The sequence below is a fragment of the Lunatibacter salilacus genome, from assembly GCF_009797935.1.
Classification (GTDB): domain Bacteria; phylum Bacteroidota; class Bacteroidia; order Cytophagales; family Cyclobacteriaceae; genus Lunatibacter; species Lunatibacter salilacus.
In genome coordinates this window covers 280419-295966 of record NZ_VOLC01000001.1, presented here as the reverse complement: position 1 = coordinate 295966, position 15548 = coordinate 280419, and the positions used below count along the sequence as shown (strand labels likewise).

13 protein-coding genes are annotated in these 15548 nt (G+C 43.9%); 3 read left to right on the top strand and 10 right to left on the bottom strand.

Going from position 1 to position 15548, the window contains the following annotated elements; genetic code table 11:
- Nucleotides 1-4: 4 nt before the first annotated feature.
- Together FQ608_RS01200 and FQ608_RS01195 are read right to left on the bottom strand one after the other, a co-directional pair.
- Nucleotides 5-2524 (bottom strand): ABC transporter permease, encoded by a 2520-nt coding sequence (locus tag FQ608_RS01200; RefSeq protein WP_158855973.1) that lies wholly within the window; start codon nt 2522-2524, stop codon nt 5-7.
- Nucleotides 2517-3194, bottom strand: coding sequence for an ABC transporter ATP-binding protein (locus FQ608_RS01195; protein WP_158855972.1), 678 nt, complete (start codon nt 3192-3194; stop codon nt 2517-2519). Before FQ608_RS01195 ends, FQ608_RS01200 begins: the two co-directional genes overlap by 8 nt.
- A gap of 123 nt (nt 3195-3317) precedes the next feature.
- Between FQ608_RS01195 and FQ608_RS01190 the strand changes: the two genes are divergently transcribed.
- The 3 genes from FQ608_RS01190 (at nt 3318) to FQ608_RS01180 (ending at nt 6605) form a co-directional block, all read left to right on the top strand.
- Complete coding sequence (locus FQ608_RS01190; protein WP_158855971.1) at nt 3318-3992, top strand: arylesterase; 675 nt, start codon at nt 3318-3320, stop codon at nt 3990-3992.
- A 159-nt stretch (nt 3993-4151) separates the two neighbouring features.
- Entirely contained in the window at nt 4152-5891 is a 1740-nt protein-coding gene (locus FQ608_RS01185; RefSeq protein ID WP_158855970.1) for a GMC oxidoreductase, read from the top strand.
- Nucleotides 5892-5897: 6 nt separating this feature from the next.
- The gene (locus tag FQ608_RS01180) at nt 5898-6605 is read left to right on the top strand and encodes a gluconate 2-dehydrogenase subunit 3 family protein (protein WP_158855969.1); all 708 of its coding nucleotides are present in this window, start codon (nt 5898-5900) and stop codon (nt 6603-6605) included.
- Between the two features lie 253 nt (nt 6606-6858).
- Here FQ608_RS01180 and FQ608_RS01175 read toward each other — a convergent pair whose 3' ends face one another.
- The 8 genes from FQ608_RS01175 to FQ608_RS01140 all read right to left on the bottom strand — a co-directional run bounded on the left by FQ608_RS01175 (nt 6859) and on the right by FQ608_RS01140 (nt 15515).
- Nucleotides 6859-7941 (bottom strand): glycoside hydrolase family 43 protein, encoded by a 1083-nt coding sequence (locus FQ608_RS01175; RefSeq protein WP_158855968.1) that lies wholly within the window; start codon nt 7939-7941, stop codon nt 6859-6861.
- A 353-nt stretch (nt 7942-8294) separates the two neighbouring features.
- Nucleotides 8295-9551 (bottom strand): amidohydrolase/deacetylase family metallohydrolase, encoded by a 1257-nt coding sequence (locus FQ608_RS01170; RefSeq protein ID WP_234364028.1) that lies wholly within the window; start codon nt 9549-9551, stop codon nt 8295-8297.
- 26 nt (nt 9552-9577) lie between these two features.
- Nucleotides 9578-10804 carry an aminotransferase class V-fold PLP-dependent enzyme gene (locus FQ608_RS01165; RefSeq protein WP_158855966.1) on the bottom strand — a complete coding sequence of 409 codons (1227 nt, stop codon included), beginning with the start codon at nt 10802-10804 and terminating at the stop codon, nt 9578-9580.
- A 29-nt stretch (nt 10805-10833) separates the two neighbouring features.
- Nucleotides 10834-11373: a RidA family protein gene (locus FQ608_RS01160; RefSeq protein WP_158855965.1), complete on the bottom strand. Its 540-nt coding sequence runs from the start codon at nt 11371-11373 to the stop codon at nt 10834-10836.
- Between the two features lie 28 nt (nt 11374-11401).
- A complete protein-coding gene (locus tag FQ608_RS01155) occupies nt 11402-12160 on the bottom strand; it encodes a carbohydrate-binding family 9-like protein (RefSeq protein ID WP_234364001.1) in 759 nt (252 codons plus the stop codon).
- Nucleotides 12161-12182: 22 nt separating this feature from the next.
- Nucleotides 12183-13964 carry a c-type cytochrome gene (locus FQ608_RS01150; protein ID WP_158855964.1) on the bottom strand — a complete coding sequence of 594 codons (1782 nt, stop codon included), beginning with the start codon at nt 13962-13964 and terminating at the stop codon, nt 12183-12185.
- A 220-nt stretch (nt 13965-14184) separates the two neighbouring features.
- Complete coding sequence (locus tag FQ608_RS01145) at nt 14185-15072, bottom strand: MerR family transcriptional regulator (protein WP_158855963.1); 888 nt, start codon at nt 15070-15072, stop codon at nt 14185-14187.
- A gap of 2 nt (nt 15073-15074) precedes the next feature.
- Nucleotides 15075-15515, bottom strand: coding sequence for a sterol desaturase family protein (locus tag FQ608_RS01140; protein ID WP_158855962.1), 441 nt, complete (start codon nt 15513-15515; stop codon nt 15075-15077).
- Nucleotides 15516-15548: the final 33 nt, after the last annotated feature.

The following is a 15548-nucleotide window of genomic DNA, read 5'->3' as shown; positions in this document are numbered from 1 at the left end:
ATCCCTAGGTTCTCAATATCTCCATCGTTGAAGTTTTTAAAATTTCCCTACCATTCCACCATCCTAGTAAAACGGTAATGCAGGTAATGGCCACATAAACTGCTCCCAGGAGAAGCCATTCCATGTGGAAAGGAATTTCGAATAAATAAAGGCTAAGCAAGGCAGCCGCTATGATTGACAGAAGAATTCCACTAAGTGCCGCAAGACTCCCCAAAAAGAGATATTCCAAGGTGTTTATTTGTATCAAAATAGCCTGCTGTGCTCCTATGGTTCGCAGGAGAACGTTTTCTTTAATGCGCTGGTACTTGCTGATAATCAGGGAACTGATAAGGACCAGAATTCCAGTGATGATGCTAAACAATGCCATAAACTGGATCACAAAGCTGATCTTACCCAGAATTTCATCTAGGGTTTCTACGATAGTAGAGAGGTTGATCACTGAAACATTGGGAAAATCCCGGACAATCTCGTTTTGAACATTGCCTGCCTGTACATCATCTTTTGTCTTGGTAATAACTACGTGAAATTTTGGGGCATTAGTCAGCACATTGTCGGGAAATAGCACCAGAAAATTGGTTGACACCTGCCGGAAGTTAATTTCCCTAAAGCTTCCAACATAGGTAGTTAGAGGTCGGCCCTGCACATTGAATATGATCTGATCTCCCAATTTAATGTCAGAGCGCTCTGCATATCCTTTGTCAAATGAAATGAAGATGCTATCACCGGGATTGGTGTAAGGCTTAAGTTCACCGTCCGTTAGCCGCTCGGAGCTAATCAGGGAATCCCGGTAAGTCACTCTATACTCCCGATTAAAAAGCCGTCTTGATATTTGCTCATCCTCAGGAAGTTCCTGATTTTGTTTTTTAGTCACCCCCTTTACAGAATTGACTCCCATAGTTACGATGGGGACTTCCTGCAATATGGGTAGGTTTTGATTCTTCAATGCCTGGCTCACCGCATCCACTTGGTGGGTTTGTATATCGAAAAACAACATGTTTGGCTGTCCCTCCTTATCGGCAAACTGGACTTCATCCAGCAATTGGTACTGTACAAAGAACAAGGTAGATATCATGGCGGTACCTAAGCCGATGGTGGCTACTAAGGATACGGTTTGATTGTTTGGTCGGTATAGATTGGCCAATGCCTGTCGAATCGGGTAAGTTAGGGTAATGGGAAGCCATTTTTTTATACCCCACATGATACCCAGTGCAAACAACCATAGTACGCCAAATGCAAAAAACACAAATCCGGTAAACCAAAGCGTCTGAATCCAGTCTCTAAGCAAATAGTAACTGAATCCCATCATAAATATAACAATGGCCAGTACAACCGTCCAACGGAGTGGGTCTTTGGAAAACCGAATGGTTGCCGACTCAGGCCTCAAGGTCATCATGGGAGAAACCGTTCTAATCTTTAGCAGCGGAATCAACGCAAAGAGCAATGAAATCAATATGCCGGTAAAGGTTCCCAAGGCAATGGCTCTCCAGGAAATTTCCAAAGTAACATCTACAGGAAGGAAATCCTGAAATACGGCAGGCAAAATAAATTGTAAGGCAGTTCCAAGAGTAGCTCCCGCAACGGAACCTATAAGTCCCATTAGAAAAATCTGCCATACGTAAATTCCGAAAATCTTTCCGGAAGAAACCCCAAGGCAACGCAATACCGCCACCGCTGGTAGTTTTTCTTTGACAAATACATTGACAGCACTTGCTACGCCTACACAGCCCAAAAGAACTGCGATAAAGGCTACTAGACTGAGGAAGTTGGACAAATTTTGAAAGGATCTACCTGTGGATTCTTTCCGTCCCTGTACGGTTTCGTAACGGACATTTTCTTCTTCCCAGTTTTCCTTATAACTCTCGATTACTGCTTCTGGGTCTACGTTTTGATTTAGAGAATAATAATATTCGTAATTAACCCTACTGCCAAACTGTACCAATCCGGTCTCTTCGAGCGTTTCCATTGGGATATATACGGCGGGGGCGACAGTAGCCGTGATACCTGTTTGTCCGGGAACCTTTCTTAAAGCTCCGGCAATTTCATAGGTAACCTCCCCAATTTTAATTTCATCTCCCACCTTGGCATCGAACTGCACCAGCAGGAGGTTTTCCACCAAAGCTTTTTTTCCACCTTGCCGAAAACTTTCTTCCCCCGACAACGGCTCTGTATCAAAACTTCCGTAAAAAGGGAATGCCCCTTCCAGGGCCCTTACTTGGGTCAAGCGGCTTTCTCCTTTGGCGGGAAAAGACACCATGGATGCAAAATTCACTTCCCTGGCCTGATCAGCTACCAGAGAATCAATAAGCGGGAGGTCAAAAGGTTGATTTTTATTTAACACCAAATCAGCTCCTAAAAGCTCCTTGGCTTGGCGGTCAATGTCTTTGGTAAGGTTGTCACCGAAGGAGCTGATGGCTACCAAAGCGGCAATCCCTGTAATTATTGATGAAATAAACAGAATAAGCTTGGATCCATTTTTGCGAAAATCCCTCGCTGCCATGGTCATTATCCATTGGAAATCACCCATGAGTTACCTCCTGCAGTTTGCCACCTTTGATGTGGATGATGTGGTTCGTACGTTGGGCTAGTTCCGGGTCATGGGTGACCAGAATTAGTGTGGTGCCCTCTTCTTCGTTCAATTGAAAAATCAAATTCTCAATCATTTCTCCTGTTTCAGTGTCAAGGTTTCCAGTAGGTTCATCTGCAAAGAGAATTTTTGGTTCGTTGGCGAATGCCCTTGCAATGGATACACGTTGTTGCTCGCCGCCTGACAGCTGACTGGGGTAGTGGGTAACCCGATCTCCCAATCCGACCTTTTCAAGCAGTTCCAGTGCTTTTGATTTAGCATCTTTTCTCTTTTTGAGTTCTAGTGGGACCATTACATTCTCCAAGGCTGTCAAAGTTGGAAGCAGTTGGAAATTTTGAAAAATAAACCCTACTGAGTCATTTCTGAGTTTCGCACGTTGATCTTCTGTAAGGTTGTCCATGGCCTGACCGTTCAATGAGACGGAACCACCACTGGAAACGTCCAGTCCGGCACAGAGTCCCAGCAAGGTAGTCTTCCCGCTTCCAGATGGACCCACGATGGCGAGTGTATCTCCGTGAGCAACCTCAAAGCTGACATTTTCCAAAACAGTAAGCTTTCTGTTGCCGCTTTGGTAGGTTTTCGTTAAATTTTGGACGCTTAAAATACTCATTCGAATAGGGGGAAAAATGATTAATTGAGGTACTAACAAAAATCAACCTATATTTAGTTTGAATTTGTGTGGTAAACCTGCGTTAATATTAAAAACATATCAATACAACGAATCAAGCCAATTATGATCAATTATAAAATAATCATTTTTTATGTGTTTGCCTTTCTTATAATGGGTTGCACCGGGAACAACTCTACAAAAGAGGAAAATCAGACATCCACGAGTCAAGAAATTGAAATAGAAGAGGATCGTCCAGTTGTCCTGTTTTTTGGAAACAGTCTGACAGCCGGGTATGGGTTGGATGAGGAAGATGCTTTTCCGGCGTTGATCCAGGATAAAATTGACAGTGCCGGACTAGAATACTTAGTAATCAATGGAGGTTTGAGTGGAGAGACGACAGCAAGTGGGCTAAATCGTTTGGACTGGTTTTTGGAAGAAGGCCCTGCCGTGTTTGTGTTGGAGCTGGGAGGTAACGACGGACTGCGGGGAATCTCCGTAGCGGAAACCCGGAAAAATCTCAAAGAAATCATCCAACAGGTAAGAAGTAGATACCCAGATACAAAAATCCTTCTGGCCGGTATGCAGATTCCTCCTAATATGGGTCAGGAGTATACGGCCGAATTTAGTGGCATGTATGAGGAAGTTGCGTCAGATGAATCGGTAAGTTTGATTCCTTTTCTGCTGGAAGGCGTTGCGGGTAATCCGGAACTCAACTTGCCTGACGGTATTCACCCGACGGAAGAAGGCCATGAAATTGTAGCCGAGACGGTTTGGGAACATATTTTGCCACTATTGTAAATTCTTCGTTTTATCCATGAACAGAAATGTTGGTGCCATAAATTAATTAAAATAGTCCATAACTTCATCCCCACGGTATTACCGTTAAAAGTAAGGGTTTTTTATTTGTCAAAATTTTGTCTTATTTTTTCGGAATTTTAAAAAAAATAAAGAAATAGAATGAGTATACAGATTCAATCTTCCGGTGAGGAATATGATGCCATCATCGTAGGTTCTGGAGCCGGAGGAGGCATGGCTTCCAAAATATTGTCTGAGGCAGGCTTGTCCGTTGCCGTAGTAGAGGCAGGGGCCGATTTTGACCCGGCCTTGGAAGAGCACCGGACACAACTGAGGTTTCCATGGGAATCACCCCGAAGAGGTGCCGGAACGGTACGTGCGTTTGGAGATTTTGATGCAGCTATAGGAGGTTGGGATATCGAGGGAGAGCCTTATACCCGGGGTAAAGACAGTCAGTTTGACTGGTTTAGATCCCGTATGTTGGGAGGTAGAACCAATCACTGGGGCCGTATTTCACTTCGGTTTGGTCCATTGGACTTCAAGCGTAAAGACATGGACGGCTTGGGTGACAATTGGCCCATTGGCTATGATGACGTTAAGCCTTACTATGATAAAGTAGATAAATTGATTGGTGTGTTTGGCTCCAAAGAGGGAATCAACAACGAACCGGATGGATTTTTCCTACCTCCTCCAAAGCCGAGACTTCACGAATTATATGTTAAAAAGGGAGCAAGCAAAATCAATATACCCGTTATCCCTTCCAGGCTTTCTATTCTTACCCGCCCGGTAAACAATGATCGGGGAGTTTGTTTTTTCTGCAGTCAGTGTAACAGAGCCTGTCAGGTATATGCGGATTTTTCCTCCGGAACTTGTCTGGTAAAGCCAGCTATGAAAAAAGGTAAGGTGGATTTATATACTCATGCCATGGTCCGAAAGGTTACAACCAACGATCAGGGTGAGGCCACTGGCATTTCTTACGTAAGTAAGGCGGATATGAAAGAATACAAGTTGAGATCGCGTGTAGTGGTTTTGGGTGCTTCTGCCTGCGAATCAGCCCGGATCATGATGAATTCGACCTCCAAAACCCACCCAAATGGATTGGGAAATTCCACCGGATATGTGGGTAGATACCTGCATGATTCCACGGGTGCTGACCGTATGGGTATTCTACCAGAATTGATGGATAGGGACCGATACAATGAAGATGGAGTCGGAGGCTTGCATGTTTATACCCCTTGGTGGTTGAATGAGAAAAACTTGGACTTTGCGCGCGGATATCATATCGAATACTGGGGAGGAATGAGTATGCCTTCTTATGGTTTCGGTGGAGGCATGGATACCATGCGTAAACACATCAAAGATGAATTTGGAAATCCAAGTCCCTCCGGAGGCTATGGTGCAGGGCTTAAAAAGGATATTAGAACCTTCTACGGATCTACAGTGGGTATGTCAGGAAGGGGAGAAAGTATTCCCCAATACAGCAACTATTGCGAGATCGACGATAATGTTGTGGATAAGTTTGGTATTCCTGTGTTGAAATTCCATTATAAATGGACAGACCAGGAGCTCAAGCAGGCCAAACATATGCACGACACCTTTGAGGAGGTGTTGACTAGTATGGGCGCCACTATTTTAGGCAATAAGCCCGGTCCGGAAAGCCAGTATGGGTTGCATAAGCCGGGACGGATAATACATGAGGTAGGAACCACCAGAATGGGGAATGATCCAAAAACATCCGTACTTAATCAATATAGTCAGGCCCACGACTGCAAAAATCTATTTGTAGTAGATGGAGGTCCTTTCGTGTCGCAGGCAGACAAGAATCCTACCTGGACGATTTTGGCACTTTCGATGAGAACATCGGAATATATTGTGGACCAGTTAAAGAAGAAAAACATATAGAAACCCATGAATAGACGAGAAAATTTAAAACTGTTATTGGCGAGTTCGTTTGGGACCGGGCTGATATTGTCCGGCTGTGGTAGCGAGACAGAAAAAATAGCCCATCAACCGGCATTTGGTGAATTTGGGAGCTATGGACGTACTCCGGAAGAAATCAAGCACAACGACCTACTGAATTCGACGACCTTCTTTACCGAAGAAGAGCGGAAGAAATTGGATATTTTGGTGGACATCATTATTCCGGCAGACGAGACATCGGGAAGTGCCACAGATGCAGGGGTACCTGACTTCATAGAATTTATGATGAAGGATATTCCGGATTATCAGACACCAATGCGGGGAGGACTTCTTTGGCTGGACCATAAGGCCGATGAGTATTATCAGAAAAAATTTGTGGAAATCAGTCAGGAACAGCGGATCCGGATTATTGATGAGATTGCGTATCCCGATAAGGCCACACCTGAGGTTCAGGCTGGTGTGCGGTTTTTCAATATGCTCCGGAACCTAACAGCGACTGGTTTTTTTACCAGTGAAGAAGGATTCAAGGATCTAGGCTATGTCGGTAACCGACCCAATGCCTGGGATGGTGTTCCTGAGGAAGTACTGGCAAAGCATGGGTTTGAAAATGATCCCAAGTATAAGGATATTTATTTGGATATTGCGACCCGGGGAGATATTGCCCAATGGGATGATAATGGAAATTTGATAGCTTAGTGTCGTAAGATAAACAGAATTTTAAATCCAGTCAGGCGGTTTGTTTGGCTGGATTTTTAAGTTAGCGGGAAAGGGATTTTAATGTTACCAACAGTGTTTCTGTCTGTGAATTTCAACTTGATTTCTCGTTTTGTTGTATTAACTGACCGTGTTCAATTAGAATTCTGTTTTGTTGTACTAGGGTAGTTCTTTAGACTTGCTTGAAACTAGGATCTATACCGGATCAAATCCATGCGATCTTTCTTCTTGGTCCCTACTCCCCCGAAGGTTTAGCAATCGGCCTTCCCGCAGGAATCGGAACACCAAAATCCGGAGATCCGTCGGATTTCCATCCAAAAGGTTGCATGCGGATATCCCGGTCCCAGCCGGGTTGGATTGTTTTCTTGGAATGGTAAATGATCCAATCCTCCGAACCGTCCGGGGATTTGGCAAAGCTGCAGTGGCCAACTCCCAGCACCTCTTCTGTACCCATAAACACAGGTCCGGATTTTTTCCAGCTTTCCGAATTCATGGGGTCCTCACCCACCAATTCAAGCTGCCCCAAGCGGTATTCTTTTAGCCAGGATTCCCTTGTGGAGTAGATGAGAAAAGTCTTCCCTTGATTTCGCAAAACTTGCGCTCCTTCATTAAGATCTAGGGGTCCGCCCGTTTCCCAGTCTTCTTCCGGGGAGGAGATTTTCACCCGGTTGCTACTAATGGTAGTAGGGTCAGCCAAGCGTGCTATAAACAGGTGTTGGGAGGTTTTGTCCGTGTCTCTGTTTACTTCCCAACCGGACCAGATGGCATAGAGATTTCCGTTGTGCTCCATGGGTGTCAGGTCAATGGCCCATTTTACAGATTCCGGATCGGAAATATCATCTCCGGTATACAGCATGCCTATGTCTTCATAGGGGCCAAAGGGGTCCTCACCGGACGACTTTAATACACCCGACCGCTGATGGATAAAGGGACCGCCCGGAACCTTTCCTGCGGTATAATAAATATACCAGTGACCGTCGAAATGATGGATCTCCGGAGCCCAGATATTGCTGTGGTTCCAGCCCTGTTCGGGAGCTTTCCAGATTTGGATCGTTTCACCCCAGTCTGTCAATTTATCAGACTTTGAGATTCCGATTCCCTTTCCAGATACGGCGCAGGTATAATAGAATCCATCTTTTTGATATACCCAGGGATCTGCCCCGTTGCGAATCGGGTTTGTAAAGATATTGGACTGTGCAACTGCTGACTGAACTTCGAAGTAGAAAGAGGAGACGACAAGCAAAAAAGTGTAAAAGCTGAAATAGCGATTGATAGGTTGAACGGTCGAAAAAAGGTTTTTTGGTTTAAATTGTTTCATTGTCGGCTTTAACGGTCTGAATGGGGAAGCTTACGTCTTTCATGCTTATTTAATTCAACCAAAAGAAATTGAAAAGAAGGCAGCCAATAAGAAGAAGTAACAAGAAAATCAGGTGAGATTTCCAGAAAAATCCTGGGGGATATAGATTATACATGGGTTTATCGGGTTATTACATTAATAAACCTAAAATACCAACTTCATCGGAATGATCCAAATGGTTTTAACTACGCATTGGAAATTCTATAGCATTTTGCAGACTAAAAACGGCAAATTTAAAGGCCGATTGACATTTTGAAACAAAAAAAAGAGGAAAACAAAACTGCTTTCCTCCCTTTGTTAATATTAAACGATTCCTATTGCTTATATACCACAGGATCCGCTATTCCATTCAGGTCATAAACTATTTTCCCGTCTTTGATGGTCATTTGGTTTTCAAAGCGTTTATTCCCCGGTATCTTGTATCCGTTTCTGTCCCAGAATCCAAACTCACCCTCTCGTAGCTGAAGGATGGCGACATCCGCAATGCCTCCTTCTGATAAATTGCCCAACATTTCCCGCTGTATGACTTTTGCAGGCTCCCAGGTAGATGCCTCTATGATTTTGTTTAAATCCGCACCCATAGCCAAGAAGGTTGACATGATATTTAGCATATCTTTCATAGCTGCATTCATACTTCCCTTGTGCAAATCCGTACTAATGGTATTGGGGAAAAATCCTGCTTCCAATGAAGGGATAGCCTGTCTGAAATCAAAACTAGCTCCACCATACCCGACGTCGAATATAATTCCTCTTTCTTGAGCTTCCTTGACAAAGGGCTTAAATTCCCGGGATTCATAATCCACAACGGGCTCTCTGGCACCACCTAACTCAGCAAAGACGTGGGTGTAGATATCCCCAGGACGGAGGTGGTCAAAAAACAATTCTCTTAACCTGAGCGGTGCAAATGACATTGATCCACCGAAATCTATGATTACAGGCATTCCTGCAATATTGCCTGCCTCTACGGCCCGATCCACGGGAACCCAATCCCTTTTGCCATAATGGGCTACTTTAAAGCCTACCACATGTTCTTTGTAGTTGATTGCGGCTTGTGCTGTTTTTTGTGCATTCATGTCGGAGGTGTCCTGTTCATAGGCTCCCCCTCTCATTCCCTCACCTACTATATTCATAAAAGCCAACACCCTTGTTTTGGATGGATCTATGATGTTTTCCTTAAAAACATGCATATTTTTCCATCCCGGACCTCCACAATCCACGATGGTGGTCACTCCTACCCGAAATGTATACCCATCCGGATCCACCGCCGTAAGTCCATCGCTCAGGTAACTGTTTGGCCGAGTTCCCGCAAAGTTATGCCCATGTATGTCAATAAGCCCCGGAACCACAAGCATTCCTGCGGCTTTTACCACTTGCTTGGTGCCCGTAGTAGGGATATTGGGTCCGATTTTGGAAACCTTTCCCGCAGTAATAGCGACATCCATGATCCCATCCAGGCCATTTTTCGCATCAATTACATGACCACCTTTGATTACTAAGTCATAATCTTGCGCATGAAGAAGTCCTGTATATAGCAGAGCTACAAATAACAATATAAGGTTAATTTTTTTCATCATAGTGCTTTTATTTGGGCAATTAGTTAAACTTTTGCGGCATTTAATTCTTCAAGTATTCTCTTGGCCACAATTTTTTCTTCTCCGGGATTCAACATAAAAACTGTGATGCTGATAGAATTGTCAGTACTACCCATGACTTCAATCGAAGGATTTCCAGCACGTAGTTTTTCCTGAAGTTGCTGACGAGTGATATTAAAATAGCTTTTATCCCATTCAATTTGAAGGTACGGAGTGTGGTTGGCAATGGGCGGCACAGTAACGTCAGTTGTTATATTTCCAGCTTTTTTGGCAGTTTCGGAAATATGAAAGACTTTGTCTTCCCACGATTTCCATTCTTTGGCATGGTCTTTTTTGATATACATTTCCAAAGCCACATACATCCCCAAAATTTCCTCCTTGTTGACTTTCATGCCCCGTCCAATTGTTCCACCCCGTGGAGGCGCACTTAATCTTGCGGCCTCGATGAGATCTTTTCTTCCCATAAGAATGCCGGCACTCTGAGGACCCTTCATGGCTTTTCCTCCGGAGACACAGACCAGATCGAAACCCATATCATTATATTTCCATAGGTTTTCCACGGGAGGCACATCTGCAGCCATATCTATCATCGTGGGTATATTGTGCTTTTTGCCCAACGCTACCCATTCTTCGTGCTGAATTTGGCCATCAGGGGCCTGATAATTTAAAAACCACATCATAGCCGTCCGACTGTTAATCGCTTTTTCGACGTCGGCGACAGTTTCAACGGGTATAATTGTAACCCCAGTGTTAGTAAGGGCATGTACATAACCCACATTGTGACTTTTTTGGACGATGACTTCATTTTTCATCCTTTCCAAATTGGGAAGTTGGGAGATCTTTTTTCTGTCCGTTCCTGTAAGCACTCCCGCCAGTCCCAACACCATGGCTGACCAGCATCCCGCAGTCACGGTGGCGGCTTCTGCATGGCAGAGTTCAGCTATTTTGGCACCTACTTTATCCTGTACCTCATCTAGCATGGCGAAGCGTTGACTGGAGGTGACGATTGTATCCATTACTTCCTTGGGCATCAAAGATGCCGTCATTGCGGTGTAAGTCCCAGCGGCGTTGATAAATGTCCTGACGCCTAATTCTTTCAGTACATCCCTTTTTGCTACGGCTTCAGGCAAAGTTTCGGCAAATGATCCACTGAGTGGTATTCCTGAACCAACCAACCCGCCGATTAACGGTAGGGCTGACAGTCTTTTAAGTAAATTTCTTCTTGTAATCATAATACAGTTTCGGAGTGATTGAATCGGGGTTAATCCTCGATTTCTACGATCATTTCAATTTCTACGGCGATGCCGTTCGGAAGGGACACCATGCTCACGGCAGATCGGGCATGCTTCCCCTTTTTTTCACCAAAGACCTCTAGCATAAGATCGGTGAAGCCGTTGATAACAGCCGGAGATTGGACAAAATCCGGGGTGCTGTTTACCATTCCCAATACTTTGACCACTCGTTTTACTTTGTTTAGGTCTCCGATTTCGGCTTTAAGGGAGGTCAATAGTTGGATGCCGGTAAGTCGGGCCGCTTCTTGGCCCTGCTCTACGGTCAGGTCTGCTCCCAATTTGCCTACTACATTGGTTCCGTCGGGTCGGGTAGGACCATGGCCTGACAGAAACACTAAATTACCAGTCCGTACCGCTGAGACAATTTTACTTACGCTTGGAGCCGGCGGTTTTATTTCTATGCCCATTTCTTTCAATTTTTTTTCAGGGTTATAAGACTCCTGTGCCATTGTGGAAAAGGAAATTGTGAGGGCGAGCAAAGCGATGAATGAGTGTGTTAGTGATTTCATAGACGTTTGGTATTAAAGTAAAGTTGATTTAATCGAATATTAAATTGCCAAAAAATTGTGGCAAATGAAAATCTGGCCTTGGGTTTTCCACCAAATTCCAGGTAAAATAATTTGGGTTGCTGGTTCTGCTTCCGGTTTTGTAGAAATTTGCCTTCCATTTCACGCCAGGTGTTGGCGTGGTAACTGGACCAAACTCACGCAACATGTCCAAGGGCACCTTAAACTCAATGGTCCAAACGGTTTCCTCGGTTAGTTCTGGAAATACCTCTCTGGGAAGTGAATGGGCTATTTCTATTTTTTTTATGGCTTCCGGTGCTATGACTTCATAATTCTGCCGTGGTTGCTTGACATAATGCAGTAAAGGAATACCTCCCGCATTTATTTCCAAGTTGAAATACTTTAACGGATTATCGGTGTCGGGAGAAAAGAAGAATTCCACACAGGAGTCGCCGGATACATTTCCGTTTATTTCGAGGACTTTACTTTGCACAAATTTATCCTGTACTCGGAAGATCCCATAGATATGATCTTTGTCGTACATCAGTTTGGCGTGGGTCACCGGGCTAAAGGCAGGCTTTTCACCCATATAGTAAGTCAGTTCCACAGGCTCCACAGATGCCCATATTGGCTTTTCCCAATCGGCATCTATAGTAATAGTGCCGGAAATTGGTTTGACATGGTAAGTATTGTCTGTTTTTTGTGTCATTGCCGTTTCAGGTTGTTTGATAAATGTGCCTAGGACCAAGGCAGTGGCCAAAAACAAATGTGAGGAAAGCGAATAAGCCATGTAAATTGGGATTTAAGGGATGTTAATTTTCCTGCTCGGTCTCAAGTTGTGCTCTGATCCTACTGACCTCAGCGGAAGAAACACTATTTGCTTCATTTCCAAAGCTCTTTCGGATATAGGTCAATACCGAAGCCACGTCTTCATCACTGAGGAAGTTATGAGCAGGCATTATTTGATTATAAGCAACTTCATTGACTACGATTGGACCTTCCATGCCATTAAGCACGAGTTCAATCAGCCTTCTCTTATTTCCAGTCACCCAATCCGTACTGGCCAAGGGTGGGAACCGAGTACCGTCACCTTTGCCATCCCGTTGATGGCAGGTACTGCAATATAGGTTGTAAATTTTTGCTCCTGACTCAATCATTCCGACTTCCAAATTATCTTTTTCAGGGTCTGGATTTTTGATATTTGTACGGGTATTTTTCCGTTCTTCCAACTTCGCCAATGCACGCTCGTCGAAATCACTCTTTTTACCTTTATACATCACACGCCAGACTTTTCCCTGCACACTTTCGGTAATATAAAGAGAGCCGTCAGGTCCCATTGACAAGCCCATAGGCCTTGCCGCAGCATCGCCTGTATTTACGATCGTATCTAGCATGGAGAATCCATCCGCAAATACTTCCCAAGGACCTGAGGGTGTTCCGTTTTCGAAAGGCACAAACCCCACAAAGTATCCTCCCTGCGGATAAGGTCCCCGGATGGTCGATCCGTGGAAAGCCACAAACGCTCCATTTTTATAGCGTTCTGGAAATTGGTCTCCCTGGTAAAAGTGCAAGTCATTCGGGGCAAAGTGTCCGGGAAATCCTACAATAGGAAGGGTAATTTTGTCTGGATCTGCCTCAATAGACTTATCTCCTCCGTACTCCGGGTTTAGCAATTTTTTCCCCTGAAGCTGATCATAATAGTAATAGGGCCAACCGCCATCCGTTCCTTCCTCGACTCTTAGAAACTCCTCAGAAGGCAATAAAGCGCTTTCCCATGGACTATACATTTCTGGCCAAGTCCGGCTAAAATTATCCCTCCCATGTTGCACCACATAGAGTGTATTTTCCGCTTTATTCCATTCCATGGCTACTACACTTCGGATACCGGTGGCGTATCGATAGCCATCCTCAGCTTGAGTTTGGTTCAATTTGTTGGCATCAAAGCGCCAAATTCCCCCATGCCACTCCAACTGGGGGCAGGGGTCCATTCCAGGAGCTCCAGGTCTCCGGTTAAATTCTTGGCAGACATCGCCCGGTGATCCGAATGCTACATAAATATGTCCCTCCCCATCAAAAGCCAACGGTTTGGCAATATGTTCATACCCATAGGTGGCGTTTTTATAATCATCCTTTACAATCAGTTCGGCATCTCCTTCTGGTATCAGTTTATCCATGTTCATTTTCATACGGTACACCTCACCTGCCGTGCTGAAGTATAGATATCCGTTGTAGATTCGCATTCCCGTACCGTAATTACCTGTATCGGGATAATCCCCAAAGTAGACGACGCTATCGGCTTTGCCATCGCTGTTTGTGTCTCTAAGGGCTACCAGGCCCTGTCCTGCTTCATTGGGGACTCGGAGTTTCATGTAAATATCTCCTTTTTCATCTACGGTTAGGTGGCGGGCTCTTCCGACGCTATCGATTACGACAACTGCTTCAAATCCGTCGGGCAAAAAAAGCCCTCCGTTGTCAGGATCTCCATCTGGAAGGGAAGGGGATGTGTTACAAGATGCGGTCAAAAATCCGACTGCGAATAGGAATGTACTTATACGGATAAGTATCTTTAATTTTTGAACGAATTGACTGGTCATTAATGTGCCAAAGTGGTGGAAAGGAATTTAATTTGGGGTGTGCCAAAGGACAAGATAAGCATGTTTTTTACTGGTTAAAGATAACAAACTTTCAATTAACTCCTTAAATTTTGTGATTAGTTCCCTAAAAAAATGTTGAATGGATGTGGCAATACTTTTTTGGAAAAAAATGTAAATCTGAATAGTTCAAAAAATAGCCTATGCCAAACACAGAATTCGTTTAAGCAACATGAGACTTTGTCTGTAGGTATTCCTTAATATCCTTTAGGTAATGCATGACATGTATGTTGGGAGGAAGTTTTAAATCTTTCCCGATGACTTGGTACCCGGATATTAAAACCATGCTGGCCGGAAATCTGGCTCCCAGGGAATTGATATAATCCTGAAGATCTTCTGACGGGGGTGAGGTGGTAATTACTGTCAACAGATATTCCGGCTTATGGACTTGATAGACGGCATTTAAGTCTTCATCCGGTGTGTTTTGCCCTAAGTAAATGACTTGATACCCGTGGGATTTAAGGATGTAGGAGGAAAATAATAAGGAGATTTCGTGCAATTCGCCTTGGGGAAGATATAGGAGAAACTTTTTCCCGTTACTTGGGCTTATCTGACCGTCAATGGCGACAATGAGTTTTTGACGGATAAGGTTGCTGATAAAATGTTCCTGCCCGGGGTATATGGAACCCGTCTGCCATAAAATTCCAATTTTAGAAAGAAAGGGATAGATGATGTTGATCATCGTCATTTCAAACCCGATTTTCAAAATGTTTGTGGAGATGATTTTGTCAAAGCGTGCTTCGTCAAATTCCACCATGGCTATTGTAAGCGCATGAATTTGATCATCATAGGTAAAGGAACGTTCAGTTAAATCGATCACCTCTTGACTTACTTCTTCGCAGGTCATTTTAGCAATTTTACTAATTTTAAATCCGTTTTCGTTCAGCAAGGCGACATTTAAAATAAGCCTCAGGTCTGCGTCATCATAATACCGAATGTTGGTGTCTGTACGCTTTGGTGAAAGTAAATTATAGCGCTGTTCCCATATTCTGAGGGTGTGGGCTTTGATGCCGGACAGCTGTTCTAAATCTTTTATAGAATAATTTCTCACCGTTATCTTTTAGAGTTAAAATATTTTTTAGGCACTACGAATAAACCAAAAGAGACACTTCCGTCCCGTTTGTTAGTAGCGTGGTGTGCTTGATGTGCTTTGAATATCCCCGCCAAATAGCCGTTTTTGGGCTTTTTGAAGAATTTGATACGACGATGAATCAGCATATCGTGCAGAAAGAAGTAACTTAATCCATATACACTAATTCCTATGCCCATCCAGAATCTATAATCCAGCGAACCAACACCCAGGAAAATCAAAATCACAGCAATGGACCCGAAGAACAATGAAAACAAGTCATTTAACTCAAATGGTCCATCTGTATGCTGATGGTGGGTTTTGTGAATGCTCCAAAGTGGTCCATGCATGATAAATTTATGAATAAACCATCCTGAGATCTCCATGATCCCAAATCCCAAAATTGAAAACAAAATTGCACTCATAACCATAAGGCTAACTTTTTGCGTCTGAATTTG

Excerpts from the sequence above, each read along its gene's own strand:
- FQ608_RS01195 (WP_158855972.1), bottom strand. The coding sequence starts at position 3,194 with ATGAGTATTTTAAGCGTCCAAAATTTAACGAAAACCTACCAAAGCGGC.
- FQ608_RS01175 (WP_158855968.1), bottom strand. The coding sequence starts at position 7,941 with ATGAAACAATTTAAACCAAAAAACCTTTTTTCGACCGTTCAACCTATC.
- FQ608_RS01165 (WP_158855966.1), bottom strand. The coding sequence starts at position 10,804 with ATGATTACAAGAAGAAATTTACTTAAAAGACTGTCAGCCCTACCGTTA.
- FQ608_RS01190 (WP_158855971.1), top strand. The coding sequence starts at position 3,318 with ATGATCAATTATAAAATAATCATTTTTTATGTGTTTGCCTTTCTTATA.
- FQ608_RS01160 (WP_158855965.1), bottom strand. The coding sequence starts at position 11,373 with ATGAAATCACTAACACACTCATTCATCGCTTTGCTCGCCCTCACAATT.
- FQ608_RS01180 (WP_158855969.1), top strand. The coding sequence starts at position 5,898 with ATGAATAGACGAGAAAATTTAAAACTGTTATTGGCGAGTTCGTTTGGG.
- FQ608_RS01155 (WP_234364001.1), bottom strand. The coding sequence starts at position 12,160 with ATGGCTTATTCGCTTTCCTCACATTTGTTTTTGGCCACTGCCTTGGTC.
- FQ608_RS01140 (WP_158855962.1), bottom strand. The coding sequence starts at position 15,515 with ATGAGTGCAATTTTGTTTTCAATTTTGGGATTTGGGATCATGGAGATC.
- FQ608_RS01170 (WP_234364028.1), bottom strand. The coding sequence starts at position 9,551 with ATGAAAAAAATTAACCTTATATTGTTATTTGTAGCTCTGCTATATACA.
- FQ608_RS01185 (WP_158855970.1), top strand. The coding sequence starts at position 4,152 with ATGAGTATACAGATTCAATCTTCCGGTGAGGAATATGATGCCATCATC.
- FQ608_RS01150 (WP_158855964.1), bottom strand. The coding sequence starts at position 13,964 with ATGACCAGTCAATTCGTTCAAAAATTAAAGATACTTATCCGTATAAGT.
- FQ608_RS01200 (WP_158855973.1), bottom strand. The coding sequence starts at position 2,524 with ATGGGTGATTTCCAATGGATAATGACCATGGCAGCGAGGGATTTTCGC.